Origin of the sequence: Brevibacillus sp. FIR094 (assembly GCF_050477165.1) — a bacterium.
In the GTDB taxonomy this organism is placed as follows: domain Bacteria; phylum Bacillota; class Bacilli; order Brevibacillales; family Brevibacillaceae; genus Brevibacillus.
Map to the genome: position 1 here is coordinate 113,112 of NZ_JBEAES010000011.1, position 24,957 is coordinate 138,068.

The 24,957-nt window shown below is 46.8% G+C and carries 28 protein-coding genes; 20 read left to right on the forward strand and 8 right to left on the reverse strand.

Annotated features, from left to right (window positions below):
• Positions 1-194 precede the first annotated feature (194 nt).
• The 12 genes from ACQ5DJ_RS11980 (at position 195) to ACQ5DJ_RS12035 (ending at position 10,364) form a co-directional block, all read left to right on the forward strand.
• The gene (locus ACQ5DJ_RS11980; RefSeq protein ID WP_429842672.1) at positions 195-1,964 is read left to right on the forward strand and encodes a BlaR1 family beta-lactam sensor/signal transducer; all 1,770 of its coding nucleotides are present in this window, start codon (positions 195-197) and stop codon (positions 1,962-1,964) included.
• A 42-nt stretch (positions 1,965-2,006) separates the two neighbouring features.
• On the forward strand, positions 2,007-2,405 hold the full coding sequence (gene blaI, locus ACQ5DJ_RS11985) for a penicillinase repressor BlaI (RefSeq protein ID WP_429842673.1): 399 nt from the start codon (positions 2,007-2,009) through the stop codon (positions 2,403-2,405).
• A gap of 239 nt (positions 2,406-2,644) precedes the next feature.
• Positions 2,645-3,559 (forward strand): BBI family class A beta-lactamase, encoded by a 915-nt coding sequence (gene blaBBI / locus ACQ5DJ_RS11990; RefSeq protein ID WP_429842674.1) that lies wholly within the window; start codon positions 2,645-2,647, stop codon positions 3,557-3,559.
• A 27-nt stretch (positions 3,560-3,586) separates the two neighbouring features.
• Positions 3,587-4,270 (forward strand): FHA domain-containing protein, encoded by a 684-nt coding sequence (locus ACQ5DJ_RS11995; RefSeq protein ID WP_429842675.1) that lies wholly within the window; start codon positions 3,587-3,589, stop codon positions 4,268-4,270.
• A 41-nt stretch (positions 4,271-4,311) separates the two neighbouring features.
• Positions 4,312-5,130 (forward strand): subclass B1 metallo-beta-lactamase, encoded by an 819-nt coding sequence (bla, locus tag ACQ5DJ_RS12000; protein ID WP_429842676.1) that lies wholly within the window; start codon positions 4,312-4,314, stop codon positions 5,128-5,130.
• Between the two features lie 155 nt (positions 5,131-5,285).
• Positions 5,286-5,939, forward strand: coding sequence for a hypothetical protein (locus tag ACQ5DJ_RS12005; RefSeq protein WP_429842677.1), 654 nt, complete (start codon positions 5,286-5,288; stop codon positions 5,937-5,939).
• A 111-nt stretch (positions 5,940-6,050) separates the two neighbouring features.
• Positions 6,051-7,574, forward strand: coding sequence for an MDR family MFS transporter (locus ACQ5DJ_RS12010; protein ID WP_429842678.1), 1,524 nt, complete (start codon positions 6,051-6,053; stop codon positions 7,572-7,574).
• Between the two features lie 12 nt (positions 7,575-7,586).
• On the forward strand, positions 7,587-8,114 hold the full coding sequence (locus tag ACQ5DJ_RS12015) for a PadR family transcriptional regulator (protein ID WP_429842679.1): 528 nt from the start codon (positions 7,587-7,589) through the stop codon (positions 8,112-8,114).
• Between the two features lie 96 nt (positions 8,115-8,210).
• Entirely contained in the window at positions 8,211-8,501 is a 291-nt protein-coding gene (locus tag ACQ5DJ_RS12020) for a DUF3817 domain-containing protein (RefSeq protein WP_429842680.1), read from the forward strand.
• 95 nt (positions 8,502-8,596) lie between these two features.
• Complete coding sequence (locus ACQ5DJ_RS12025) at positions 8,597-8,794, forward strand: hypothetical protein (RefSeq protein ID WP_261375914.1); 198 nt, start codon at positions 8,597-8,599, stop codon at positions 8,792-8,794.
• A 37-nt stretch (positions 8,795-8,831) separates the two neighbouring features.
• A complete protein-coding gene (locus ACQ5DJ_RS12030) occupies positions 8,832-9,770 on the forward strand; it encodes an ADP-ribosylglycohydrolase family protein (RefSeq protein WP_429842681.1) in 939 nt (312 codons plus the stop codon).
• Positions 9,771-9,845: 75 nt separating this feature from the next.
• Positions 9,846-10,364, forward strand: coding sequence for a DUF2179 domain-containing protein (locus ACQ5DJ_RS12035; protein ID WP_429842682.1), 519 nt, complete (start codon positions 9,846-9,848; stop codon positions 10,362-10,364).
• A gap of 78 nt (positions 10,365-10,442) precedes the next feature.
• Here the strand turns inward: ACQ5DJ_RS12035 and ACQ5DJ_RS12040 are convergent, their stop codons facing one another.
• Complete coding sequence (locus ACQ5DJ_RS12040; protein WP_429842683.1) at positions 10,443-11,429, reverse strand: hypothetical protein; 987 nt, start codon at positions 11,427-11,429, stop codon at positions 10,443-10,445.
• Positions 11,419-11,997 (reverse strand): sigma-70 family RNA polymerase sigma factor, encoded by a 579-nt coding sequence (locus tag ACQ5DJ_RS12045; RefSeq protein WP_144617317.1) that lies wholly within the window; start codon positions 11,995-11,997, stop codon positions 11,419-11,421. The genes ACQ5DJ_RS12040 and ACQ5DJ_RS12045 overlap by 11 nt, the downstream gene beginning before the upstream one ends.
• Positions 11,998-12,184: 187 nt before the next feature.
• Here ACQ5DJ_RS12045 and ACQ5DJ_RS12050 point away from each other — a divergent pair, with 187 nt between their 5' ends.
• From ACQ5DJ_RS12050 to ACQ5DJ_RS12075, 6 genes are all read left to right on the forward strand, one after another.
• Complete coding sequence (locus ACQ5DJ_RS12050; RefSeq protein ID WP_106841425.1) at positions 12,185-12,913, forward strand: amino acid ABC transporter ATP-binding protein; 729 nt, start codon at positions 12,185-12,187, stop codon at positions 12,911-12,913.
• A 33-nt stretch (positions 12,914-12,946) separates the two neighbouring features.
• Positions 12,947-13,792 carry a transporter substrate-binding domain-containing protein gene (locus ACQ5DJ_RS12055; RefSeq protein WP_429842684.1) on the forward strand — a complete coding sequence of 282 codons (846 nt, stop codon included), beginning with the start codon at positions 12,947-12,949 and terminating at the stop codon, positions 13,790-13,792.
• Between the two features lie 96 nt (positions 13,793-13,888).
• Entirely contained in the window at positions 13,889-14,542 is a 654-nt protein-coding gene (locus ACQ5DJ_RS12060) for an amino acid ABC transporter permease (RefSeq protein WP_429842685.1), read from the forward strand.
• Between the two features lie 15 nt (positions 14,543-14,557).
• Positions 14,558-15,208 (forward strand): amino acid ABC transporter permease, encoded by a 651-nt coding sequence (locus tag ACQ5DJ_RS12065; protein WP_429842686.1) that lies wholly within the window; start codon positions 14,558-14,560, stop codon positions 15,206-15,208.
• A gap of 76 nt (positions 15,209-15,284) precedes the next feature.
• Entirely contained in the window at positions 15,285-16,553 is a 1,269-nt protein-coding gene (locus tag ACQ5DJ_RS12070) for an ATP-binding protein (protein WP_429842687.1), read from the forward strand.
• A gap of 3 nt (positions 16,554-16,556) precedes the next feature.
• Positions 16,557-17,474 carry a response regulator gene (locus ACQ5DJ_RS12075; protein WP_429842688.1) on the forward strand — a complete coding sequence of 306 codons (918 nt, stop codon included), beginning with the start codon at positions 16,557-16,559 and terminating at the stop codon, positions 17,472-17,474.
• A 57-nt stretch (positions 17,475-17,531) separates the two neighbouring features.
• On the opposite strand, the gene ACQ5DJ_RS12080 is transcribed toward ACQ5DJ_RS12075, so the two are convergent.
• The 4 genes from ACQ5DJ_RS12080 to ACQ5DJ_RS12095 are packed head-to-tail and all read right to left on the reverse strand — an operon-like array spanning position 17,532 to position 20,956.
• Entirely contained in the window at positions 17,532-18,257 is a 726-nt protein-coding gene (locus ACQ5DJ_RS12080; RefSeq protein ID WP_429842689.1) for an ABC transporter ATP-binding protein, read from the reverse strand.
• 4 nt (positions 18,258-18,261) lie between these two features.
• A complete protein-coding gene (locus ACQ5DJ_RS12085; RefSeq protein WP_429842690.1) occupies positions 18,262-19,068 on the reverse strand; it encodes an ABC transporter permease in 807 nt (268 codons plus the stop codon).
• A gap of 17 nt (positions 19,069-19,085) precedes the next feature.
• Positions 19,086-19,667, reverse strand: coding sequence for a nitrous oxide reductase accessory protein NosL (locus ACQ5DJ_RS12090; protein WP_429842691.1), 582 nt, complete (start codon positions 19,665-19,667; stop codon positions 19,086-19,088).
• Positions 19,664-20,956, reverse strand: a complete 1,293-nt coding sequence (locus ACQ5DJ_RS12095; protein ID WP_429842692.1) for a right-handed parallel beta-helix repeat-containing protein — start codon at positions 20,954-20,956, stop codon at positions 19,664-19,666. The genes ACQ5DJ_RS12090 and ACQ5DJ_RS12095 overlap by 4 nt, the downstream gene beginning before the upstream one ends.
• 369 nt (positions 20,957-21,325) lie before the next feature.
• Between ACQ5DJ_RS12095 and ACQ5DJ_RS12100 the strand changes: the two genes are divergently transcribed.
• Together ACQ5DJ_RS12100 and ACQ5DJ_RS12105 are read left to right on the forward strand one after the other, a co-directional pair.
• Positions 21,326-21,637: a hypothetical protein gene (locus ACQ5DJ_RS12100; RefSeq protein WP_429842693.1), complete on the forward strand. Its 312-nt coding sequence runs from the start codon at positions 21,326-21,328 to the stop codon at positions 21,635-21,637.
• Between the two features lie 73 nt (positions 21,638-21,710).
• On the forward strand, positions 21,711-23,285 hold the full coding sequence (locus ACQ5DJ_RS12105; RefSeq protein ID WP_429842694.1) for an FMN-binding glutamate synthase family protein: 1,575 nt from the start codon (positions 21,711-21,713) through the stop codon (positions 23,283-23,285).
• Positions 23,286-23,465: 180 nt separating this feature from the next.
• Here ACQ5DJ_RS12105 and ACQ5DJ_RS12110 read toward each other — a convergent pair whose 3' ends face one another.
• Positions 23,466-23,996 carry a peroxiredoxin gene (locus ACQ5DJ_RS12110; RefSeq protein WP_429842695.1) on the reverse strand — a complete coding sequence of 177 codons (531 nt, stop codon included), beginning with the start codon at positions 23,994-23,996 and terminating at the stop codon, positions 23,466-23,468.
• 75 nt (positions 23,997-24,071) lie between these two features.
• Positions 24,072-24,956 (reverse strand): hypothetical protein, encoded by an 885-nt coding sequence (locus ACQ5DJ_RS12115; RefSeq protein WP_429842696.1) that lies wholly within the window; start codon positions 24,954-24,956, stop codon positions 24,072-24,074.
• Between the last annotated feature and the right edge of the window lies 1 nt (position 24,957).

A 24,957-nucleotide genomic window follows, 5' to 3' on the forward strand; every position in this document is an offset into this window, starting at 1 on the left:
GTTCTCTTTTTTCTTCCACTTGCTTACGTCTTCTTGGCAATATGAATCGCTTGTATCGTGATCTCGTTTTTGACATAATGAAGCTAATTGTGCTTAGCGAAGAGAAGAATCCTGTCAGGTTGAAGAGCGTTCCTGTATACGGATTCTATTTTTATCTAGATTGCCCTATGTAAGAAGGGAGGGAGACAGGTAGCATGTTCGTCAATCATGTGGTGATAAGCTTGATCGTTTCTTCCTGCACGATGGCCCTTATTTTCTTGATTCGAAAAGTATTTCGCTCCCAGCTGTCGGCTAGATGGCAGTACAATTTGTGGTTTCTCTTGCTGGTCGCTTTGACGCCAGTTTTTATTCCGAATTACTTTTTTGATTTTGGAAATCTATTTGTCTCAGGCATGAATCAGCGTAATGTAGCCGGTAGCTCGACGCTCGCTGCGCAAGCTCCTGTGTTTGAAAATGCGAATTGGGTACAGGATTTAACGTTGTCCGTAAATCGCTATACACCTGACTCCTTTCCTACGATTCTCGTCGGCATATGGGTAGTCGGCATGATCGTTTGTGCTTCGATCACGTTATCCGCCTGGTTAAAAATCCAGCAGATCAAGCGAAGAGCTTCTCTGATCACCAATCAAGAAATCATCGATTTGTTTGAACAATGCAAGAAGGATGTAAAAATAAATCGGAACATCGTGTTAGCAGAATCCAAGCAGGTCAAGTCTCCGATGACGTTTGGCGTTTTTACGACGTATGTTGTTCTTCCCAGTCATTTTGATGAATGGCTGTCGAGCAATGAAATGAAGTATATCTTTTTGCATGAACTCATGCACAAAAAAAACAATGATATCGTCATGAACTACGTGACCGTCGTGTATCAGCTTTTGTACTGGTTCCATCCATTAGTCTGGCTGGCTTTTCGGGAAATGAGAGTGGACCGTGAAATTGCTTGTGATGTAGCTGTGTTGAACTTTTTAGACAAGCGAAATTATGTGGAATATGGTCATACCATCATTAAGTTTTTGGATAAAGAAAGTCGAGCCGGAAATGTTGTTTTGGCCAATCAGTTAAACGGTTCCAAGAAGGCAGTGAAAAAACGAATCGAGAAAATCGCATCCCACAAGACTGAATCAAAGCTGTTGCAGTTGAAAAGTACGTTCATTTTTTCTATGATGGGCGTCTTGGTTGCCAGTCAGGTTCTTGTTGGTTCCGCTTTAGCTGACGATCGCAGTCGCTATCATTTTCAAGATGATCGAACGATTTACGAGGATTTGGACAACTACTTCCGTGGTTATGAAGGTAGTTTTGTCTTATATGATTTGAAAGCCGACCAGTATCGGATTTACAACGAGGCAGGAAGTACACGAAGAATTTCACCGGACTCCACCTACAAGATTTTTCTCACCTTGTTTGGATTGGAGACCGATGTGATTTCGAGGGAAGATTCCCTGTTAAAATGGGATGGAATCCAATATCCGTATGAGCAGTGGAACCACGATCAAGATCTATTTACCGCGATGCGAAACTCCACAAACTGGTACTTTAAAGAGTTGGATAAGAGCATCTCGCTGGATATGATTCAAGATTATCTGGAACAATTGAACTATGGGAATTACAATACATCTGGTGGAATCGGCGAATATTGGATAGAATCGTCCTTGAAGATTTCTCCGGTGGAGCAGGTACAATTGTTAAAAGCGTTCTATACAAACCAGTTAAGTTTTCAAACAAACAATATCCAGACGGTGAAAGATTCCATCCGGTTATCGGAAAAGGCGGGTTCGACTCTTTCCGGTAAAACAGGTACGGGCACCGTCAATCAAAAAGATGTGAACGGTTGGTTTGTCGGATATGTAGAGAACAAGGAAGGCACCTACTTCTTTGCTACAAATATACAAAGCGAAGATTACGCGAATGGACCTGCAGCAGCAGAAATAACCTTGTCCATTTTGAAAGCGAAAGGTCTTTACTAGCCTTTGTTATATTAGTCATGATTATCGAAAGGGGGAGAATTCATGTCTACATCCATGCCAAGTATTTCAGAAGCGGAATGGCGAGTGATGAATGTGTTATGGGAAAGGTCACCGCTGACGGCCAACGAAATTATTTCCTCCTTGGAAGGTCAAACGGATTGGAACCCAAAAACAGTACGTACTCTTTTGAATCGTTTGGTTCAAAAAAATGCCGTTGGCGTCAATCAAAACCAAAGAGTCTATACGTTTTATCCGTTGTACTCACAAAATGAATGCCAGCACGCAGAGGCACAGTCTTTTCTGGAACGGATTTACAGTGGAGCTCTAAAATCGATGTTGGTTCAGTTCATCCAGAAGGAATCCTTATCGGACGAGGAGATTCAGGAGTTGCGTTCCATATTGGATGCGAAACAAGCATCGACTGAACATCCTAAAAAATAAAGCACGCCCTTTCAAGCTGACTTGGAGAAACCATTTACGGTTATCCAGTTTTCTTGAGAGGGCGTCTTTTTTATTTTAAGAAAGAATGGATGTAACTCTTTTCCTAACAGAAAAAAGGAGATTGACACTCTTGGATTACGCGTGTAATATTATCGTGAAATCAATTGATTACAAATGTAGTATGATATTACCAATGTAATCCGAAAGGGTTATCTTCTTAGAAAGAGGTTTGTTATTCCATGAAAATTCACCGTTCTAAATTGATCGGATTCACAGTGAATACGATTTTTCTCACGCTTCTCACGCTCACTGGTTGCTCTTCTCCAGAAGCACCTGTCGTAAAAACGGAAACGCCAGCATTTGCACTGGATCAAAAGTTCGCTGCGCTGGAAACCAAGTTTGATGCGAGACTCGGCATATATGCGATCGACACCGAAACCGATGTGGTAGTTGCTTATCGCGAAGATGAACGATTCGCTTTTGCCTCTACGTACAAGGCTTTAGCCGCAGGTGCAGTCTTGCATCAGAAACCGCTGGAAGAGCTCGACAAAGTCATCACCTACACCAAGGACGATCTCGTTACTTATTCACCCATCACAGAAAATCACATAGCGACCGGGATGACTCTTCGCGAGGTTGCAGACGCCGCGATTCGCTATAGTGACAATACGGCGGGAAATCTGTTGTTCAAAGAATTAGGTGGACCGAAAGGCTTTGAATCAGCTCTGAGACAGATTGGTGATAGTGTGACAACATCCGAGCGCTATGAGACGGAATTGAATGAGGCTAAACCAGAGGATACTCGCGATACAAGCACACCAAAAGCACTTGCAGCGAACCTAAGAGCCTATACGGTAGGGGATGTGCTGTCGTCTGACAAGCAAAAGATTTTCATCGAGTGGCTGCAAGGCAACACGACGGGAGATAAGCTGATCCGAGCGGGCGTACCCAAAGACTGGAAGGTCGGAGATAAGACGGGAGCTGCAAGCTACGGAACGCGAAACGATATCGGTATCATATGGCCACCGAATAAAAAGCCCATTGTCATTGCAGTGCTGTCTAGCAGAGATAAGCAGGACGACACTTATGATGATGCGCTCATTGCTGAAGCTACCAAGGTTGCTGTTGACGCACTGACGGCTGTAAAACCGTAACAGATCAACAAGTGAGGTGATCACCAGATGATAGACAACGGTGCATACTTACTCGTAAAAAAAGGGGACCCCACCCCATTTACCACACGCAAATATCTCACCAAGGATCGCTGTACAATCGGGCGGAGGGGAACTGGTTTTCAACTGGACATTACATTTTCCAGTCCGTACATTTCGAGAATGCATGCAGCCTTTCAAAGGATCGGGAATGATTACAAGATTATCGATCTAGAAAGCAAGCATGGCACAGAGGTAAACGGGACGCCCCTTCATTGTTCCTCTCTTATTCTTCGTCACGGGGATCAAATAAGCTTGTCAAAAGGGATAGCCGAGCTCGTCTTTTTACGAGAGACCAATAGACTTGATGATACAGTGGAGCTCCCTTTCACGCAGTCGGAGAACGCGTCGCTTTTGCCAGGATTGGAGTTTCGTTTGGAGAGAAGAGAAGTTCGTCTCGATGGGACTAGACTGCATTTGACCGGAAAAGATATGGACTTGCTGAAGCTTCTATACCAAAAGGCGAACAGCGCCGTTAGTTTTGAAGAAATCATGCTGACAGTATGGCCAGAGCGAATGCTGCATGAGGGGAATGTCCCAGATGTTGGACGAGTGGAAGTCAATGCGCTCGTCTATCGATTAAGGAAAAAGCTTCGGCGCTACGGGCAGCATATCACGACAATTCCACGATATGGATATCGCTTAGATGTTTGATACAGGGAAAAGAAAAATCCATGTTGAAAGGTGAGATTCGTTTGAAGATTCATAAGGGATGGATAGGGAAAGTTGTATGTAGTTTGTTCCTGACAGTCGCCGTTGCTCTAACACCGTTTCCTCATCAAACGATTGCCCAAGCTACAGCATCAACTCCCACTAAGATTACCAATCCAGGGAAAAGCATTGTGTTAACAAAATTGAATGACAAAGTATGGTTACATACATCCTATAATGAATGGAATGGCACAACCTACGACCACAATGGCTTAATCGTTTCTACGTCCAAAGGGATCGTCCTGATTGATACAGCATGGGGGGACACCCAAAAAACGGAGGAGCTATTACAGCTGATCAAGAAGCATTGGAAGAAGGACGTTGTGTTGGCGCTGATTACACATGCACATGATGACAGCATTTCAGGTATCCGTGCGTTACTCCATCAAAAAATAGATGTACGCAGTACACGTTTGACGGCAAAACTAGCACAAGAATATGGATATCCTTCGCCAAATCCGACCCTCGATGAAAAGCCCGTAATAAAGGTAGGCGACACCATCTTAGAAGCCTTTTATCCTGGGGAAGGGCATTCGAGTGATAACATTACCGTTTGGCTTCCCGAATCCAAAATATTATTCGGTGGATGCTTCGTCAAATCATTAGATGCCAAGGATCTCGGAAATCTTTCAGATGCCAATGTAGAACAATGGGATGGCTCCGTTCAGAAGGTAATCGAAAAATATCCACAGATCGAGACCGTTGTACCTGGACATGGAAACACGGGAGGCAAAAACTTGCTTGATCACACCATTGAGCTAATCAAACAACATTTACAGAAGCAAGCAGCTGCCTTGAAATGAATATCCTTCAAAACAAACTCCTTCTCAAAATCAACCTGAGAAGGAGTTTGTTTATGTAAGGTGTTTTCTTTTTTCTTCCAATCGTCTAAACTTTTGATATAGGCCAGAAGTCATTGCTCTATTGCCACAATTATTCAGTCATAGGAGTCCTCATTATGAAAAAAATCGTAGGTATTGCCTTGATGGTCGCTTTACTAGGCTTCAACGCCTATTTGTGGCCGACACTGATTCACGCGGTAAAAACAGATGGACGAACGGATACGAAAACAGCATCTGTCTCGCAAAAAGCAGGTACGGCAAAGCCCGCTATGGATTTGGCCAATCAAGGTCCGCGTGTCGGTAACGTTTCTGCCTATCCGGTTGAAAAGCCTGTGGCTGTGTCAGCACCTGCACCAGCGTCAGCGCAGAAACAAAGCGAAGGAAAGCCAAAAACAAAAGCGGTAGCAACTGCTAAAACGAACACACCGAAGAAGAAAACCCAAAAGACGAAAAACGCGACAAAACCAGTCAAGAAACAGACGGCACGTCCTCCGGTAAAAAACGTGCCAACGTATCCGGCCTGGGATGATAACGGCCTCTATGTCGTAGACGATGGAGGACCTGGCAGCAATTGGGTGAGGCTGTCGGATGGTTCTTTGCTGCGTAAGAGCGACGGGACAAGAACGTTTAACTTGCCCTATGATAAGAATCCATTCACTGGGGAGATTAAGCCGACAGTGGAGCCGATGTCAGAAGCGGCGTATAAAATGTGGAAGGGCAATCAAGCCCAGCAGCCTTCGCCATTCAGCCCGTCACCGTTCGGGCAATAATAGATTGTGAAAAATTGCTCCGCGAAAAGGAGCAGTTTTTTTCGATAAGTAGTCAAATTTGAATATAATAATGTATAGTACTTTGATTTGACCACTCAGGAGGGTGAAGCAATGATTGCAAGAGAAAGTAAAGTGAATAGGGTGGTAGCGGGGCTGCTGCTTGGTCTCCTGATGGCTTCCATGGACAATACCATTGTCGCGACGGCGATGGCTACGATTGTCGGTGAGATGGGCGGCATGGATAAGTTTGTTTGGGTGACATCAGCGTACATGGTCGCTACGATGGCGGGGATGCCGATTTTCGGTAAACTCTCCGATATGTATGGGCGAAAACGTTTTTACGTATTTGGTCTCATTGTATTTTTGTTAGGGTCCATTTTATGCGGGACGGCAAACAGCATCGTTGAGTTGAGCATTTATCGGGCGATTCAAGGGATTGGCGGCGGAGCGCTCATGCCGATTGCCTTCACGATTATTTTTGACGTATTCCCGCCGGAGAAGCGTGGAAAGATGACGGGACTTTTCGGAGCTGTATTCGGTACGTCCAGCGTATTTGGACCTTTGCTGGGTGCGTATATTACCGAATATGTCAGCTGGCATTGGATCTTTTACATCAATGTACCGATTGGTGCTGTGTCACTCTGGTTGATCTCGATGTATTACAAGGAGACGCTGGAATATCGCAAGCAGAGCATTGACTGGTGGGGAGCGATTACGCTGGTCGGTGCTGTAGTGAGTCTGATGTTTGCACTGGAGCTGGGCGGCAATCAATACGCGTGGGATTCGATGCAGATTATTGGATTGTTCTCTTCCTTTTTCTTGTTGTTTGTGATTTTTCTATTTGTCGAGAAGCGGGCATCTGATCCAATTATTTCGTTCTCCATGTTCAAGAAGCGGTTATTTGCCGCGACAAATGCGATTGCACTGTTGTATGGATCTGCTTTTATTATTGCTACAGTGTACCTGCCGATTTTTATCCAAGGGGTATATGGAGGGTCAGCGACGAATGCCGGATTGCTGTTGACACCGATGATGCTCGGCTCGGTTGCTGGCAGCCAGCTAGGCGGATTTTTGACGACGAAGACCAGCTTCCGCAATATTATGCTTCTGTCCGCAGTATTTTTCATACCAGGTATTTTCCTTTTGAGTACACTGACGCCTGATATTCCTCGTTCAATCGTTACGCTTTATATGGTGATTGCAGGGTTTGGTGTGGGCTTTTCTTTCTCCACCTTGGGAATTTCAGCGATTCATGGTTTTGATATGCGTCAAAGAGGATCGGCCAGTTCGACGAACTCTTTTTCCCGTTCATTGGGGATGACATTGGGAATCACCGTGTTTGGTATCTTGCAACGCAATTCGTTTGAAAACGGCATGTTCTCTGCTTTCGGGGGCCAAGGGATGACGAATGCTATTACGGACCCGCGAGCGATTTTGACACCAGCAGCGCGCGAATCCATTCCGGGGCCTGTTTTGGATCAAATGATCGATATTCTCGCTTCATCGATTGCGAACACGTTTATGTGGGCGCTCGTTCCTGCTGTTCTTGCTCTCGTGTGCATTTTGCTGATGGGAAATGATCGGGCGCTGGCAAAATCGCCTTCCGCACCGAAACCGAAACTGGAACGCGGGTAGAGGAGAATCGTCATGAGTCTAAAATTGCTTGTTCTGGGATTGCTGATGGAAGGGGAGAAGCATCCCTACGAGGTTCAGCAGCAGGTGAAGGCCAGGGGAATGGATTGTTACATGAAATACGCCAAAGGCTCCCTCTACTATGCCTTCGACCAACTGGAAAAGAGCGGGATGATTGAGGTCAAAGAAGTCATACGTGAGACTAGCCGCCCAGATAAGACGATGTATGGGATCACACAAAAAGGCGAAGAGCAATTTCAACAGCTTCTCTTGGAAGAACTGCAAAAACCGATGCAGCTGACCAATCCGATCTACGCGGCTCTTACGTTTGCTTCGTACGGTGATCCAAAGAAAATGGATAAGGCCTTGGAAGTGAACATCCAGGAGGTAAGACGGTTAGCTGGATTATTGGAATCGATCCAGGAGGAAAAAAGAGAGAGGCTTAGCTGGGGTGCACGAACGATTCTGATCGGCGCCATTGAGCATTTGCACGCAGAAATGCGCTGGATGGAACGCATCCGAGAAGAAGCTTGGGGCCGTTGATTTTGAATATATTATGAACATTGGACTATTTTCATCATTATGATAGTTTTTCGTTTATAATAGTGGTAATTTCAATGGCAAGGATGGTACCCACACATGATGAACTCTGCCCTCGGACGCTTCCGTCTCATCGGCCTGATCGAAGGTATCTCGTATTTGGTACTTCTCGGAATTGCTATGCCGCTTAAGTATTTTTGGGATTATCCAGACGCAGTAAAAATTGCTGGCTCGCTTCATGGATTGTTTTTTGTCCTGTATATTTTGGCGTTGGCACATGTTACAATGACCAATAAGTGGTCCTTCATGAAAGTAATCGGGGCATTTATCGCTTCATTACTGCCATTCGGCAACTTCGTTCTGGATGCACGCCTGAAAAAAGAGCAGTAAGTATACACATTACACATTATGTAAGCACTAGAAGGCGGGTCATTGTACCCGTCTTTCGTACATATTCAAAAGAGAAAAAAATGGAGGGGATCTATGTGGAGACCAGAATTTTAGCAGGAATTCTTTTGTGGGACAAAGAGGGGCAATATGTTCTCGAAACCGTGATGGAGGATCGTTACAAGCTGGTTCTACCGCAGATTATCACGCTTGCAAGCACAGAAGAAAAGGTAGCGACGGATGAATTGAACGAACAATACTTCGGTCAAAATGTCATTGCCAGATGCTTTGTTTGATAGGTACAGATAATTCAGAAAAAAGGTGTGGGTAGGTGTGGAGTTGCGTGACCGCTATGCTGGAAGTTTGCTTGGATTGGCCGTTGGAGATGCACTCGGCACTACTCTAGAATTTCGCAAACCGGGTACCTTCGAGCCGCTTACAGAAATGATCGGGGGAGGACCATTCGATTTAAAGGCGGGGGAATGGACGGATGATACGTCGATGGCCCTGTGTCTGGCTGAGAGCTTGATTACGAAAAATGGCTTCGATCCGGTTGACCAGATGAATCGATACGTAGCCTGGTTTCGAAATGGGTATATGAGCTGCAAGGATCATTGCTTCGATATCGGGAATATCACCAAAGAAGCGTTGTGGCGTTTTGAGCAGACGAAAAATCCATTCAGCGGATCTGACCATCCGATGTCGGCAGGGAATGGCTCCATTATGAGGCTAGCACCTGTCGCACTCTATTATGCCAATCAACCGGAGCTCGCCATCGATTACTGCGCGCAAAGTTCTCGCACTACACACGCAACGGCAAAGGCAGTAGACGGCTGTCGTTTTTTCGGGGCATTGCTCCTGGGGGCTATACAGGGTATTTCCAAAGAGGAGTTGCTTGCTGATTCGTTCTCTCCTGTAGCCGATCTATGGGAAAAGCAACCGCTTGATCCTGATATCGCCCGTGTCGCGAATGGCTCCTACAAAGAGAAAACAAGAATAGAGATCAAAGGATCGGGATATGTTGTCGATTCGCTTGAAGCGGCACTCTGGGCTTTTTATTCCTGTCGTTCTTTTGAAGAAGGCCTGTTCCTAGCCGTAAACCTCGGTGATGATGCGGATACGACGGGAGCTGTCTACGGTCAATTGGCAGGTGCTTATTACGGAGTAGAAGGCTTGCCTAAACGGATGCTTACGCTGTTGGCCAAGCGAGAATTGATGGAGGAGTTCGCACGGAAATTGTATCAAAACAACCAAACTTTACCGCTGTTATAAAATTACCTTCAATTATATGATTATCACGATTACAAAATCATCATAGTACCCGGTCTGGGTGGGGGTAGGAGAGCAATGGGCTTGGCGTTTGTTTTGATCATCATCGGGATCAACATTTTGTACGTTTCGTTTTTTACGCTGCGACTACTGATGGTGATCAAGGGCTATCGGGTGTTGGCATCCCTATTAGCGATGGTGGAAGTATTCGTGTACTTGAAAGGGTTAGAGATTGTTCTGGACAACCTGGACAATCCGATCAATCTCGCAGCCTACTGTATCGGTTGGGGAATGGGTGTATTCATCGGCAGCAAGATCGAGGAGTATTTGGCCTTGGGCTATGTCACGCTGCAAGTCGTTGTGGATTCCGTTGACTTGGGGGTTCCTGCGAAGCTGCGTGAACATGGCTTTGGCGTTACTTCCTGGGTAGCAGAGGGACGTGACGGGCATCGTCTCATGATGCAAGTGTTGACGAAGCGCAGCAATGAGAAAAAACTGTGGAACCTCATTCATGAGATTGCACCAAAAGCATTTGTGATCTCTTTTGAGCCGAAACATTTGAAGGGCGGCTTCTGGGTGAACCGCCTGCGGGGATAATCCCTTGTGACGATAACAAAAAAGCAGCCAGTCCTCTTTTGCAGATACAAAGCAAGAGAGGGCTGGCTTTTCGTATGGTTACTGCTGGCTTGCTTTTGCAGCCTGGAGCAGCATTTCTTTAGAAACTGTTGGCGAATCGGTACCTACACGATACATAATCGGTTGCTCTCCATCTTGATCCAACCAAGACAGCTCTTGATACTGACCGGATTCACTAAACAAGAACTGGTCGTTTTTCGTGTAATGCGCTTTTTTTCCGCTGACAGTGACTGCGTCGTATTTCGTTGTTTCTGGCGTGCTCAATTGTACATCTAGCTGTTCCTTCGGGAATTTCTCTACCGTGACAAAGATGCGTTCTTTTTGCTTGTTCTCATACAGGCTCGTATACGATTCGATAGGTGAAGTCGCTTGTGGAACGACTTTCCATACGATACTTTTACCTGTTTCCTTGCTCTCTTTTTGAAGCTCATGCAGCCACTGCTGTCCTTCTTGACCCATCATGACACCGTAGGGGGTACCTTGTTTGCCCTCAAGGAATGAAAAGCTGTCAGGAAGCTGGTGTGGCAAGGCATGTGAGAGTGAAGCTTCATCAATTAGGATGGCTGTCCATTCTTTCCAATCTTTCACGACATTCGGCTTTTCTATGCCGATCATGGGGTTTTGTTGAAAGAGAGGGTGCTTCTCTTTTTCCAGCGCTGCGAAATAGACGAGGGCGGTTTCGCCTGTTGCCAGTTTGTTCTCTACGTTTTCCAATTCCTGTCTTATTTCTTTAGGCGTTATTTGCGTCAATGTAAAATCCTTATGTGCTTGAACTTCCATACGGACAGAGCCTTCATCCATTTTGTACAACAAGCTGTGTGTCGCATAACCAAAACCAGTGAGTAGGGCGAACGCTGCTGCAGCATGTACCAGCTTTGGACGAAAGCGCGTTCCTATGTGCAAACGCCACTTGCCAGCTAACTCATTTTTGGCGATTCGTTCGATTTTGCTGTCCAATGCAGGATCAATGTGGAGCCCCCCTGCTGCGGATTCATACTCATTTCTCAGCTTTTTTTCAATGTACATGAAAAGATGCCTCCTCACGATTAATGCGATGCTCAAAATGCTCTCTCAACTTTTTCATCGCCAAGTGGTGTCTCGATTTCACCGTTCCGAGCGGGATTTGTAGAATCGCTGCAATTTCCTCCAAGGAACAGTTTTGATAGTAACGCAGTACGACGATTTCCTTGAGCTTGAAGGATAATTTCTCTACGGCAGGAATGACCTCCAGCTCATCACTGATTGCCCCCAGCTTATCCTCCATACCTGCGACAGGTGCTTCGTAGCCTTTTTCCTTTACCCGCTCCAACAGGCGGAATCTTCGCCAAATGCTTCGATTCCAGTTGCGAACCTGCCGCACAATCAATCCGTTGAACCATGGGATAAAGGGTTGCTCCACATCGTACCTGTCGACGCTTCGAATCAACTCCACATACACTTCACTCATCATGTCGTCTACATCCTGTTTGTGTGGCGCCAGAAAATAGATCAGGTTGTAGGCGTATGTGCGAGTTGCTCGATAGACTTCTTGAAAAGCTTCTTCTTCTCCTCGGCGCATCCGGATGAGCCAAGGCTTTACGTTTTCCTCTTTCATAGGCCGGCCTCCATTCAGGTGTTACATGATATATTGGCTCCCATTCGCCTGGGAGGTTCACTTTATTTTTTTATTGCTCATTATTAGAAAATTATAAACAGAAAAACTTTTCTTTGTCTTTTCCAGTAGTTTTGAGTAGTTCGACATTAGTATACAAAATAAGACATAGAGCAAGGGGGGATTCTGGTTGATCAGTTTTCATCAAGTAAATAAACATTACGGAAGCTTTCATGTCCTCAAAAACATCAACCTGCATATCAACCAGGGAGAAGTCGTCGTGGTCATTGGCCCGTCAGGATCGGGTAAAAGCACGATGGTTCGTTGCATCAACAGATTGGAAACGGTTACAAACGGAGAATTGGTGGTAGACGGGGTGAAAGTGAACGATAAAAACACCGATATCAACAAGCTGCGTCGGGACATCGGCATGGTGTTCCAGCACTTCAATCTATACCCGCACAAGACCGTATTGCAAAACATTACACTGGCACCAACCAAGGTTCTGGGCGTATCGCAGAAGGAAGCCGAAGAAACCGCTCTCTACTATTTGGAAAAGGTAGGGATTCCGGAAAAGGCAGAAATGTTCCCAACGCAACTCTCTGGCGGTCAACAGCAGCGCGTAGCGATCGCACGCGGACTGGCCATGCGACCAAAAATCATGTTGTTTGACGAACCGACCTCTGCGCTTGACCCAGAGACGATCGGCGAAGTGCTCGACGTCATGAAGAAGCTGGCGAAGGAAGGTATGACGATGGTGGTCGTGACGCACGAGATGGGCTTTGCCCGCGAAGTAGCAGATCGCATCGTATTTATGGATCAGGGCACAATTCTCGAAGATTCTACACCAGAGGAGTTTTTCGCAAGTCCGCGTGAAGAGCGTGCGCGTTTGTTCTTGAGTCGGATTTTGAATCACTAAAAAAAGAAAACGATAGAGAAAAGGGGTATTCAGATGAAAGCAAACAAGCTTTGGAAAAAAGTAGCGGGTATGGGTCTCGTTCTGATGCTAAGTGCAACTGCGTTGGCAGGCTGTGGTGGGGGTAGTACAACAGAAAGCGGCGCAAAAGGCACACCAGCTGGTACAGGCACATTGGCAAAAATCAAAGAAAGAGACAAATTCGTAGTCGGAGTTAAGTACGACCTGAATCTGTTCGGTTTGAAAGACCCGGCAACCGGAAATGTAGAAGGCTTCGATATCGATATTGCAAAAGCAATTGCGAAAAAAGTGCTCGGGGACGAAAACAAAATCGAGTTGAAGGAAGTAACCTCCAAAACGCGTATCCCGATGCTGAAAAACGGAGAAATTGACGCGATCATCGCAACGATGACCATTACAGAAGAACGCAAAAAAGAAGTAGACTTCTCTGACGTGTACTTCCTGGCAGGTCAATCTTTCTTGGTGAAAAAGGACAGCTCCATAAACGGTCTGAAAGACATGCAAAAAGGCATGAAAATCGTGACCGCAAAAGGTTCTACTTCTGCGAAAAACATCAGAGCGAGTGCTCCTGATGTAGAAGTACTTGAATTCGAAAACTACGCGGAAGCCTTCACAGCACTCAAAGCTGGTCAAGGTGACGCGCTGACAACTGATAACGCTCTCCTGTACGGCATGGCGAAGCAAGATCCGAACTACCGTGTAACAGAAGAGGCCTTCACGGAAGAGCCATACGGTATTGCAATCAGCAAGGGTGACGCTGAATTCGCGAAAACCGTGAACGATTTGCTAAAAGAAATGAAAGAAAACGGCGAATACGACAAGATTTATGAAAAATGGATCGGAACAAAACCTAAAAAATAATGCGGTTCGACTCCACAAAGAATGAGCGGTTTACTCTGCCGCTCATTCCCTTATATTCCTAACAGAATTTTGCACACAAGGGGGATCGCATAAGAGATGATCGATTTTTCTATCTTGTTTGATCACATGGATATGTATCTCGAAGGCTTTTGGAACACCTTGCAGGCGAGCCTGCTTGCTCTCGTTGGGAGCTTTGCACTGGGGACGCTCTTTGCGATCTTTCGGATTTCTCCGATTCGACCACTCAAGTGGATCGCTACGGTTTACATCGAGTTTGTGCGTAATATCCCGCTGATTCTCGTCGTTTTCCTCTTTTTTGTGGGCCTGCCGGCAATTGGTATCGTGCTGGAGCCTTTCATTGCAGGGACGCTCGGCTTGACCGTGTATACGGCAGCATTTATTGCGGAGACGATCCGCGCAGGTATTTTGGCGATTCCAAAAGGACAGACAGAAGCCGCTCGTTCCTCGGGATTGACGTACGGACAAACGATGCGCTATATCATTTTGCCGCAAGCGATCAAGGTCGTAATCCCGCCGATGGGTAACCAATTTATCAATCTCGTAAAAAACTCTTCGGTATTAGGTGTGATTGCAGGTCTTGACCTGATGTACTTTGGAGACCTGATCTCCGCCGATACGTTTGTTACCTTTGATGTGTACATTTTTGTAGCTGTTTTCTATCTGATTCTGACCCTTCCGTTGAGCGCGTTCGTCAGTTATTTGGAGCGACGCTTGGCTGGAAGCCGCTAAGAAGGAGGGGACATCATGGACTTTATCGGAGCCTATACGCCCAGTCATTTGACCTTCCTGCTCGAAGGCTTTTGGGTCACCTTGCAGGTCGCTTTCTTGTCAATTGTCCTCAGCTTTACCATTGCGATTCTCGTAGGGGTTTTGCGTTACGCAAAAATTCCCGGAGTTTCACAAGTTCTCGGGACAATCGTAGAGCTGATTCGCAATTTGCCGCTCTTGTTGATTATTTTCTTTACGTATTTTGCTCTCCCGGAAGTGGGAATCAAGCTGGACAAGTTTTGGGCCGCTGTTCTGGCGTTGGTTATTTTCGAAGCAGCAATGTTGTCGGAAATCGTACGAAGTGGTTTAAATTCGGTCGAAAAAGGACAGATTGAAGCTGCACGTTCTTCTGGTCTGAATTATGTCCAGACACTATGGAATGTTGTCCTTCCACAGGCTCTTAGAAGAATGGTTCCGCCGATTGTGAGCCAATTCATTTCGCTCTTGAAGGATACGTCGCTGGCTGTTGTAATCGCTTTGCCAGAGCTGATGAACCATGCGCAAATTATCAACGGACGCAATGTCAACTACGTCATCCCGACCTTCCTGATGGTGGCAGTGATGTACTTCGTCGTCAACTATGCGTTGTCAGTCGTCTCCAAGCGACTGGAAAACAAGCACGCTTAATCGTTCTATCTTTGCAGATCTCCGATTCTTAGTAAAATAAGAATAGGAGATCTTTTTCCGTAAGAAAGGAGCAGCTATGCGAGAACGCCTTTTGATCCTGTTTATTATCATGCTGGCAACTGCTTTTTTTGGAGAGATGAAGGTAAACCCCGTAGGAGGGTCGTTTCGTTTTTCCTTGGGCATCGCTGCTTTCTTTTTTGGATTGTTGTGGTTTTCGTCCGTACCTGTATTGGTGACGGGATTTTTTACAGGGACGTTTATCTTCGGATTTCGCGTCGGAATGGATGTCTTTTTTGCGTACCGTCCGTACATGGAGAGTGTGGCTGCGCATCTTCCCTCAGCCTTCTTCTATTTCAGCTTTACCGTTCTGTTTTATTTGCTCCGTGCGCGAAGCTATCGCGAGTTCCCCCTATGGTTGGGGCTGATAGGTGCATCCATTGATTTCGTCTCCAATGTGGTAGAGATCCAAGTACGACAGTATTTCACTGATTTTCCGCCGATCACTTGGCAGAGCTTTTTGATGCTTCTCTTCTTTGGGGTCCTGCGCAGCTTTTTTGCTGTCGGCTTGTACAACAGCTTTTCGATCAGGCAATTGCGGGCAGTGGGAGAGGTGAGGCAGCAGGAGCTGGAGCGTCTGCGGATGATTAATACGGAGCTGTATGAAGAAGCCTTTTACTTGCGCAAATCGATGACGCATCTGGAGGAAATCACGCGCGAAAGCTACCAGCTCTACAGGCGTCTGCTCACCTCGGATCATACGGAATCCCCGACGGCCTTGGCGATTGCCGAGAATGTGCATGAGGTGAAAAAAGATTCGCAGCGGATGCTGGCGGGGATTTCCAAGCTGATTAATCAAGAGGGGCTAGCACCACAGCTGCCGATCAAAGAGCTGTGTGAGTTGGTTGCCCGCGCGAATCAGAAATACGCAGAGATGTTGGGAAAAGATATACGAATGGAGTGGAGCTGTAACATCAACCTGTCGACCAGCCAAATCTATGCGTTGCTATCCGTGCTAAACAACCTCGTAGCAAATGCAGTAGAGGCGATTCCCACGTCTGGACAGATTGAGCTGAATGTGAAGCTGATTCATCGTCATCTGGTGTTCAGTGTACTTGACAGTGGTCCGGGAATTCCGCTAGAAGAGCAGGAATGGGTGTTTCAGCCCGGCTATACGACTAAATACGATGAGCAGGGCAATGCATCTACCGGAATTGGACTGACGCATGCCCGCGGAATTGTCCAAAGTCTGCAAGGAAGCTTGCGTATTTTACCGGATCAGAAGCAAATGACGCACTTAGAAGTACAAATTCCGACCGACCAATTGCTCGGAAAGGAGGGAGTGTAAGCAATGATACGTTTCTTTTTAATTGAAGATGATGCTGTAGTACGCCGCATGCTCGAACGGATTATTCAAGACAGCGGGTTGGGCGAAATTGTAGGGCAAGCTAGCGATGGCAGTCACGTATCGATTGATCAACTGTATGGGGTCGATGTCATTTTGATCGACTTGCTAATGCCGGGGCTTGATGGCATCCAAACGATCAAAAAGTTGCAGGCAGATGGCTTCGCGGGCCGCTTCATCATGGTGTCACAGGTGGAAAACAAAGAAATGATCGGGGAGGCTTATTTGCAGGGGATTGATACCTTTATTCAAAAACCGATTAACCGCTTGGAAGTCATGGCTGTGCTGAAGCGGGTATCGGATTACTTGTCCCTGGAAGCATCTTTGCAAACCATCCGCAAATCATTGCAAATATTGGATGTCAAAGCAAAAGAACCGCATATCGGCGGCTCGAAAAGTCAGTCTTCCGATCAGGACAATCTGGCACAAAAAGCGAGAAAACTGCTGTTGCAGCTAGGGATCGCGAGTGAAGCCGGGGCTCCCGATCTACTATTGATCATGGAATGGCTCGTACAGGATGAGCGACAAGGAGACAAGCTGCACGAATTGCAGCTCAAGGAACTGTATACACAAATCCTACTGAAGGTGCATACCAGCCTGAATGAGCATGGGATTACCAAAGAGGTGCGTGCCATGGAACAACGGATTCGCCGGATGGTCCTGCAAGCCTTTACGCATCTTTCCTCATTGGGGTTGACCGACTATGCCAACCCGACCTTTGAACACTTTGCACCACGACTGTTTGATTTTCAAGAAATTCGCCAACGGATGCAAGAGCTGGAGGCGGGCGAAAAAACGACGAAGTGCCGGATTAGCGTGAAAAAGTTTTTATCTGTCTTTTATATGGAAGCAAAGGCGCTATAAATAGCAAAAACGCGGGAGCCGATCGTAACAACGATCCAATCTCTCGCGTTTTTTTATTCATGCCTTTGCCTGATGAACAAGCTCAGAAAAGGCACCATACAAACCAATTGCCCCATACTGTTGTTGGTACTCCTCTATCGACCCATCGCGCACGATTTTCCCGTTCATCAGAAAAATTGCCCGATCGGCTACCGCATCTGCCACCTGCAACTGGTGAGTCGTAAAGAGAACGGATTGACCCGCGAGCTTTACTTCCCGCACGAGATCGACGAAGGCATCCATCCAATACGGATCGAGTCCATTGGTCGGTTCATCGAGGACGACGAGTGCAGGCTTGGCCAATATCGCTTGGGCAAACAAGAGGCGCTGCTGCATCCCTTTGGAGAACTGAGACACCCGTTTGTTTCTCACTTCGTGCAAACCCACCATTTTCAGCAGTCGATCTGCCTCTTCTGGGGTGCGATTGCGCAGGGAAGCGTAAAATTCGAGCGTCTCTCTTGCAGTAAGTCCCGCAGAAAATGTAAAGTGATCCGGCATATAGCCGATTTCTTGAAGATACTCCACGCGATTATCGTTCCAGTTCAACCCGTTTAGCTGAATAGTTCCCGATGAAGGCGGGAGAATACCTACCAGCATCCGCAGGATCGTACTTTTCCCTGCACCGTTACCGCCGCATAAGGCGACGACCTGACCGGGTGCAATGTCCATACTGAATGGGTGGACGATTGTTTTTCCATTGATTTCCTTGGTGACCTGATCGATGGTCAGACCTAACATATTCATCGCATTACCTTCTTTCCCATACCCGGATGGCTATGAACAAGGTCGCACTGATCCAGAGCAGACTGAGTGCGACAAAGATGAGATCACCAAGCGGAGAATCAGCCCAGTACACCCATTTGTAGTATTCAGGTCCAAAGATCGAGCCACCGCCTAATCTGGCAACGGAAAAGATTCGTACAAACTCCGCCGGGTTGAGAAATGTTGCAAGCTGAAGCAGAGGCTTGATCCATGTATAAGGGACGAAGCTGAGCATAGAGATGAGCAGAGTCGGCCATGCCAGAATATAGAAGAACCAGACGCTGACCCCCATTGTCAAAGCCTGCCAACGGTTTTTACTGATGGCGCCAATCAGCATGGCTAGACCTAAAAATAACAGAATGAGACAAACGGAAAAGGCAAGCAAAAACAAGAGAGTCGAAAATGCAAAGCTTTTTCCTAGCAGCATGCCAGCTACACCAGACAACCCATACCCGAAGCTGACGATCGCGACTAATACGAGTGCTTGTCCCAAGTATTTCCCCAATAAGAAGGAGGAGGTTGTCATGGCGTAAGTAGAGAGGAGCTGCCAGCTTCCCTCTTCTTTTTCCGCCGTCAAGGAAAAAGAGGAGAGAAGCATCGTCATTAGTGGCAGCAAATACAAAATCAGATTCAGCATGGTACCTGTCGTATACGTATAACCCTTCATGTAGGACTGCGATTGGATGATCAAGAGTCCCAAACTAAACAGGGAGAACAGAGCCATAAACGAGTAGGACCATGGATTGCGAAAGCCTACCTTCACTTCTCGTTTGGCAATCAGACTGATGTGCAAAGACTCCACTCCCTCTGTTAGTTATGTGTGGTTGGGGTAGTACTGTTGCTTCCATGATCAGCTGGTTTGCTTTCGTGACCGCCATTATGTTGACCTTCGGAAGACTGACCATCTTTGTTCATGTGCTTGCTCATGCCGTTTTCCCAGCTATGATTTTTCAACTCTTCCGCACTCATGACAATACCTTTCTTTTGCTCTTGAACGAAGCTGTCTGCAGCAGACTTCTCTTTGAAGGAATAGATGCCATACGTCATTGGCGTTTTGAAGTCTTTATCGTAAGCGTAGGTAGCTTGCTCTGCTTTTGTCCATTCTGCTGTGTAGTAATCGCGGACAAATTGTACAGCCACGTTATCGGTTCCATTTTCTTTCGTCCAGTTGTTCAGGCAGCCGAGATCATCAAACTTCAGTGTTTTTCCATCTTTTAAGACGATTTCAGTAGCATTGTGATCGTTAGGGACATGCATTTTGCAAAGGTCGCATTTGTCTACACCTTCCGCGATATCTACTGGTTTCGGCTCTTCGTTTCCGCAGCCGACCATAAGCAGGCTGATACCGATAATTGCTCCGATTGTTGTGCACCATTTGTTCATTTTATTCATGATTTTTTCACTCCTATATAAATGATCGAACAGCTTCCTAATAACAAGATAAGTCCAAGAATGCCAGCACCCCAACCACTCGTTTCCCCGGATTCAACCAGCACAGTGTCCGACGGCATCATCAAAGGAGATGCGTCCTTGATTGCTGAGCCGGCTCCACTTGTAAACAAGCCTTCCAGAAACACGAATCCCGGGGCTTGGAAAAACAGCTGGTAGGCAGGAACCGCATCGGTCAAACCCAGGTAAAAAGGATTCATCTCGTACGGCAAATCACTGCGGGAATCCCCGTTCACATCGAGTCCTTGCAGATTGTCCCAGTAGTTTTTATTTAAGTTGTTGTTCTGACTATCCTGGGCTTGCGCTTGGATGACGTTGGAGACAAATTGGTTATCGGTTAATACGTTGTCAGAAGAGGACAAAAACTGCATGCCGATAAAGTTGAGACTGAGTAAATTGTTTTTGACCGTAATTCCGGATGATTGCTCTAAGTACAGTCCAACGCGGTTGCCCTCAATCGTGTTGTTTGCAATCAGCGTATCCTGTACGGTAATGAGAAGAATTCCTTGCGAGCCAGGATTTTTTTGCGATTTCAAAAATTGATTGCCGGTAACCGTCAGTTTGCGCGACTCCATAAGCTGGGAGCCTGTCACATTTTCCATTCCAATGTTGTTGATGACCGTCGTATCAGAGGTGCCCATGAAGTGATAGCCGTACCGCGAGCTCGTCACCAGATTTTGTTCCAGATGGTTTCGATCGCTATTTTCGACGTAAAAGCCATCTTCGACATTCGTCACCTGATTTTTAATGAAACGGTTATGATGCGATTCACGGACGTCAATTCCGTTTCCTCGTCTCGCCTTTTCCGTTTGCTTTGGCTTTACTTCAGGCTGTGCTCCGTGATTATGTCCAGAACTGGTCGTTGGGCTGCCATCACCTTTGATTTTTCCAATGACTTGAACGTTGTGAAGCGTGTTGTAGTCTGCTTGCCGTAATTGAATACCGATCCCTTTCGTTTCAACGATGACATTCTCCAGGAAGTTTTGATCGCCACGGATGACAAGCGCGGCTACGTCACTGTTGATTCGCTTGTCCACGATATGGATTCCTTGCACGCTCACATTGTCGCTTTCAATCGTGAGCGTTGCCTCCTCCTCGGTCGGATTGATGATCTTCACTGGATCATTGGCTACCAATTGAATCGGCTTGGTAATGCGGATAGGACCTTTGTACAAACCATACGGGATGGTAACGGTATCGTTAGGGCGTGCTTGATCAATCATCGCCTGCAAGGAGTCAGAATCTGCAGGCGTCGCCTTGGCTGTGATTGGCAGCTGTAGAGCAACGATACAAATGACGGAGACGAAAAGTAGCGGGAGAGATAATTTTCGATTGTTCCATCGTAATGACAGGGTGCATCCTCCCCTATTCCACTAGAGAGCTCTCTTGTTTGTTGCCGGATAATCGGCTGCTAGCTACATTTAGGATAACAGCCTCTTTTCATTTTCGTATGACTCAACCGGGCTATAAAACGTGTCAAAAAACGCAACGATTTTAAAAAATGGAAGGGTGCGAGCGGCTTACACCTGAGGTGGCATTGTGCAATCAAAGCGGTCATACTAAATGGGAGAGAAGGAAGAGACGAAAAGGAGAGACGATAAATGGATACAAACATAGAGAAAGCACTGCGCACGACGCTGGAATATTGGGATCGGATGAAAAAAAGCCACGAGGACGACGCGGAGGACGATGCGAATCAGTTTGAGGCTTCGTTTTACCGTATGATGGAGCAAATCCGCGAGTGGTACGATCAACTGGAGACGAAACCTGATACGCTAGAGGATGCACTGCTTCTTCCAGACATGGCAAAGGTTGCGGAGCAGTTGCCTGTAGAGATCATGCTGAATTTTGAAACGGAGCTGGAATTGATCGTAGATGGGCAAATACGGGAGGATGATGAGAAATACGATTAAAAACAGAGAACTTGTTGCATCCTATCCTTGACATGATTTACTAGAATATTGTGTTTGGGGAGGGTAAGAACAAGTGGTACCTACTCTGTTATGCGTCATTATCTTCATCATTCTTTTACCACCCATTGTATTTTTCGGTTACATGTATGCCCTGTCTAAACAGCCGAAGCACTCTATTATTCGGTCTCATCCGTTTTTGGGGTGGATGCGTTATTTGTTGGAAAAGCTCGGGCCTGAGCTTCGCCAGTATTGGTTTGACGATGATACAGACGGTAGGCCGTTTTCCAGAGCTGACTTCGTGGGCCTCATGTATGCGTCAAAATACCGGACGGACCTGATCTCGTTCGGAAGTAAACGTGATTATGAGAAGCCCGGCTTCTATTTGTCCAATGCGATGTTCCCGAAGCTGACAAGTGAACTGCGTATTGATAATGAAAAAGTCGTCCCCGGCAGAAAATACGAGATTACCCACGAAGGACTGTTCACGAGAAGGGAAAAGTTTATCGAGGAACAAGAGGTAAAACCGTGGTTGCTGCATGACGAGGACGTCATTGTCGTGGGAGAAAACAGAAGGCAGCCCTGGCGGCTGAAAGGGATGTTTGGTGCTTCAGCTACCTCCTTTGGCGCAGTGGGAGAGAACTATATCATGTCCACGGGGCATGGGGCACGTATGGCAGGCGGCTCTTGGATCAATACAGGAGAGGGTGGCGTCGCAGAAGTTCACCTCTCGACAGACGCGGATATCATTTCGCAAATCGGGCCGGGGATGTTCGGCTTCCGTGATGACAAGGGCAAGTTTTCGATCGAAGAATTCAAGAACAAGGCTAACATTTCTAACATCAAGGCGTTCGAGCTGAAGTTTCATCAAGGGGCCAAAATACGCGGAGGTCACCTCGAGGGCTCCAAGGTTACGGAAAAAGTCGCGGCAGCAAGGCTGGTACCAGTGGGACAAACGGTCAATTCACCGAACCGCTTCGAGTTTCTCACCAATCCTGAGGAAGCCTTGCAATTCATCGACAGTTTGCAGGAGGCGGGGGGCAAGCCTGTCGGTGTGAAAATCGTCGTCGGCGATCCGAAGCGATTGGAGCCGTTTTTTGAGAAGATGGTGGAGCTGTCGATTTATCCGGATTTTATCACGGTAGATGGCTCTGAGGGTGGGTCGGGTGCGATGTATAAGGCAATGGCAGATGGCATGGGCTTGCCGCTTTTCGCCGCGCTCATCATTCTCGATGATACGATGAGGAAATTCGGCGTACGGGACCGCATCAGGATTTTTGCTTCCGGCAAGCTCGTTACCCCTGACAAAGTAGCAATCGCCATGGCATTGGGAGCGGATTGCGTCAACTCCGCACGCGGCTTCATGATTGCAACTGGTTGTATTATGGCGATGCAATGCCATACAGGCAAATGTCCGACAGGGGTCACTACGACGGATTCCAAATACCAGGAGGCGTTGGTTCCGGCAGAAAAGCAGTGGCGTGTCATGAATTATATTTTGCAGTTGAGGGAAGGCTTGTTCTCGCTGGCGGCAGCATGTGGCTTGGAGAGTCCGACTGAGCTTCGGAGAGAGCATGTCGTGTTTACCAACGAAAGCGGAGAGACCATGCGTGTGGTTGACTTGTTTCCGTACCCGGTTGTGTCCAGATAATGATTTACAAAAGAGATAAATAATGGTATGGTGAATGAATCAGGCTATAGTACACCTTCCTTCTAACCCAATCCGATTCTAGGGGTACTGCTTTCCTGATTTTTTTATGCCTATTATTAAAATGAGAAGGCCGTATGATCCTGTGTAAGCGATCATGCGGCCTTTGTTTATGTCGATCGATTAGGAAATCGTGTTTTGCCCAGGCTTCCAGTCCATTGGGCACAATCCGCCTGATTGCAGAGCTTCGATTACACGGAGCGTCTCATCTACGCTTCTACCAACCTTGGAGTTGGAGATGACTGCGTATTGCAGGATGCCTTCTGGATCGATGATGAAGCTGCCGCGCAGCGGAGCTTTGGTTGCTTCGTCCAACACACCGTACGCCATGGTCGCTTCTTTGCTGTAATCGGAAGCAAGTGGGAACGAGAGTGGACCGATGCCATCACTCGATCTCATCCATGCTTTGTGTGTATGTATACTGTCGCCGCTAATACCAAGCACCTCTACATTCAAATCCGTGAACTCCTTGATCCGGCGGTTGAGGCTGAGGATTTCCGTTGGGCATACTTTCGAAAAGTCAAACGGGTAAAAGAACAAAAGAAGCCATTTTCCACGATAGTCTACCAAGCTCTTTGGCAGGGGAAATCCGTTGTCAAACGTAACGGTGTCCATCGTAAAATCAGGTGCAGGAAGGCCAATACGTGCTGTCATAGATCGATCTCCTCGTTTCTGATACCGTATGTCGGGTACTGGTATCAAAGTATCACGAACGATCGAGACAATCAATTAGTTCTGAATATCAGAAGTATGGTGGAGCTTTTTTGCATCGTTCTTTTGTAGAAGGAAGAAAACGATCGGAAGGAAGGCTACCAAGAAACAACAGGCGGCGAGAATCGGAAATACGGACATTTCCAAAACAGCACGACCGAGATAGGTTTGCCAGCCGATTACAGCTAAACCGAGCAAGTAGGCGATACCTGCGAGATGGATGAATCCAGTACGAGCGGTGGACACATGCTTTTTACGTTCAGCTAACCAAGCGACAAAAGGTACTGCTTGCAGAGCATGAAAGCCAATACCATGGAGCCAAATGATATTCCCTTGTTGCCCGACCACTCGACCATCATTGAATGAAATCCAGAGGCCTGCCGCAAACGATAGCATAACCGCAATCAATGCATAGCGAATGCCGACTGCCAGCTCTGGGTGTAGGGAATAAGCTTTTCTGCGGAAAAACTGAATGGCTATGAATACATAAAAGAGGACCAAGAGAAGAGCCACAAAAGTAAAAATGGAACCGACAGCGACGTCGAAGGGTGTGCCATTTTTGACGAACCTCGGGTCCACGCCGCGGAAGTTTTGTATGGTTTCCGCTCCGTACGAGTAGAAAGCAAGCAGGATATACGGCCAGCGAAAGAAAGCTTTACTTCGTGTGCCCATGGCAGATAACGGAATGATTGCGGCTGTCGATAATAAAAATATTCCGAGTGCGGCATTAAAGGAAAACGCTTTCGAGACATCGCCATTTGGAGCGACCGGTCCTCCGTACAGCATGACCCAGATTGCGCATATGGCAGCCAGTAAGAAGCCAAGCAGGCCAGTAAACACTAACCATTTCTCCCCTTGAAAGAAAGGGGGTGCTGTATGACTTTCCATAACAGATTGATTCATG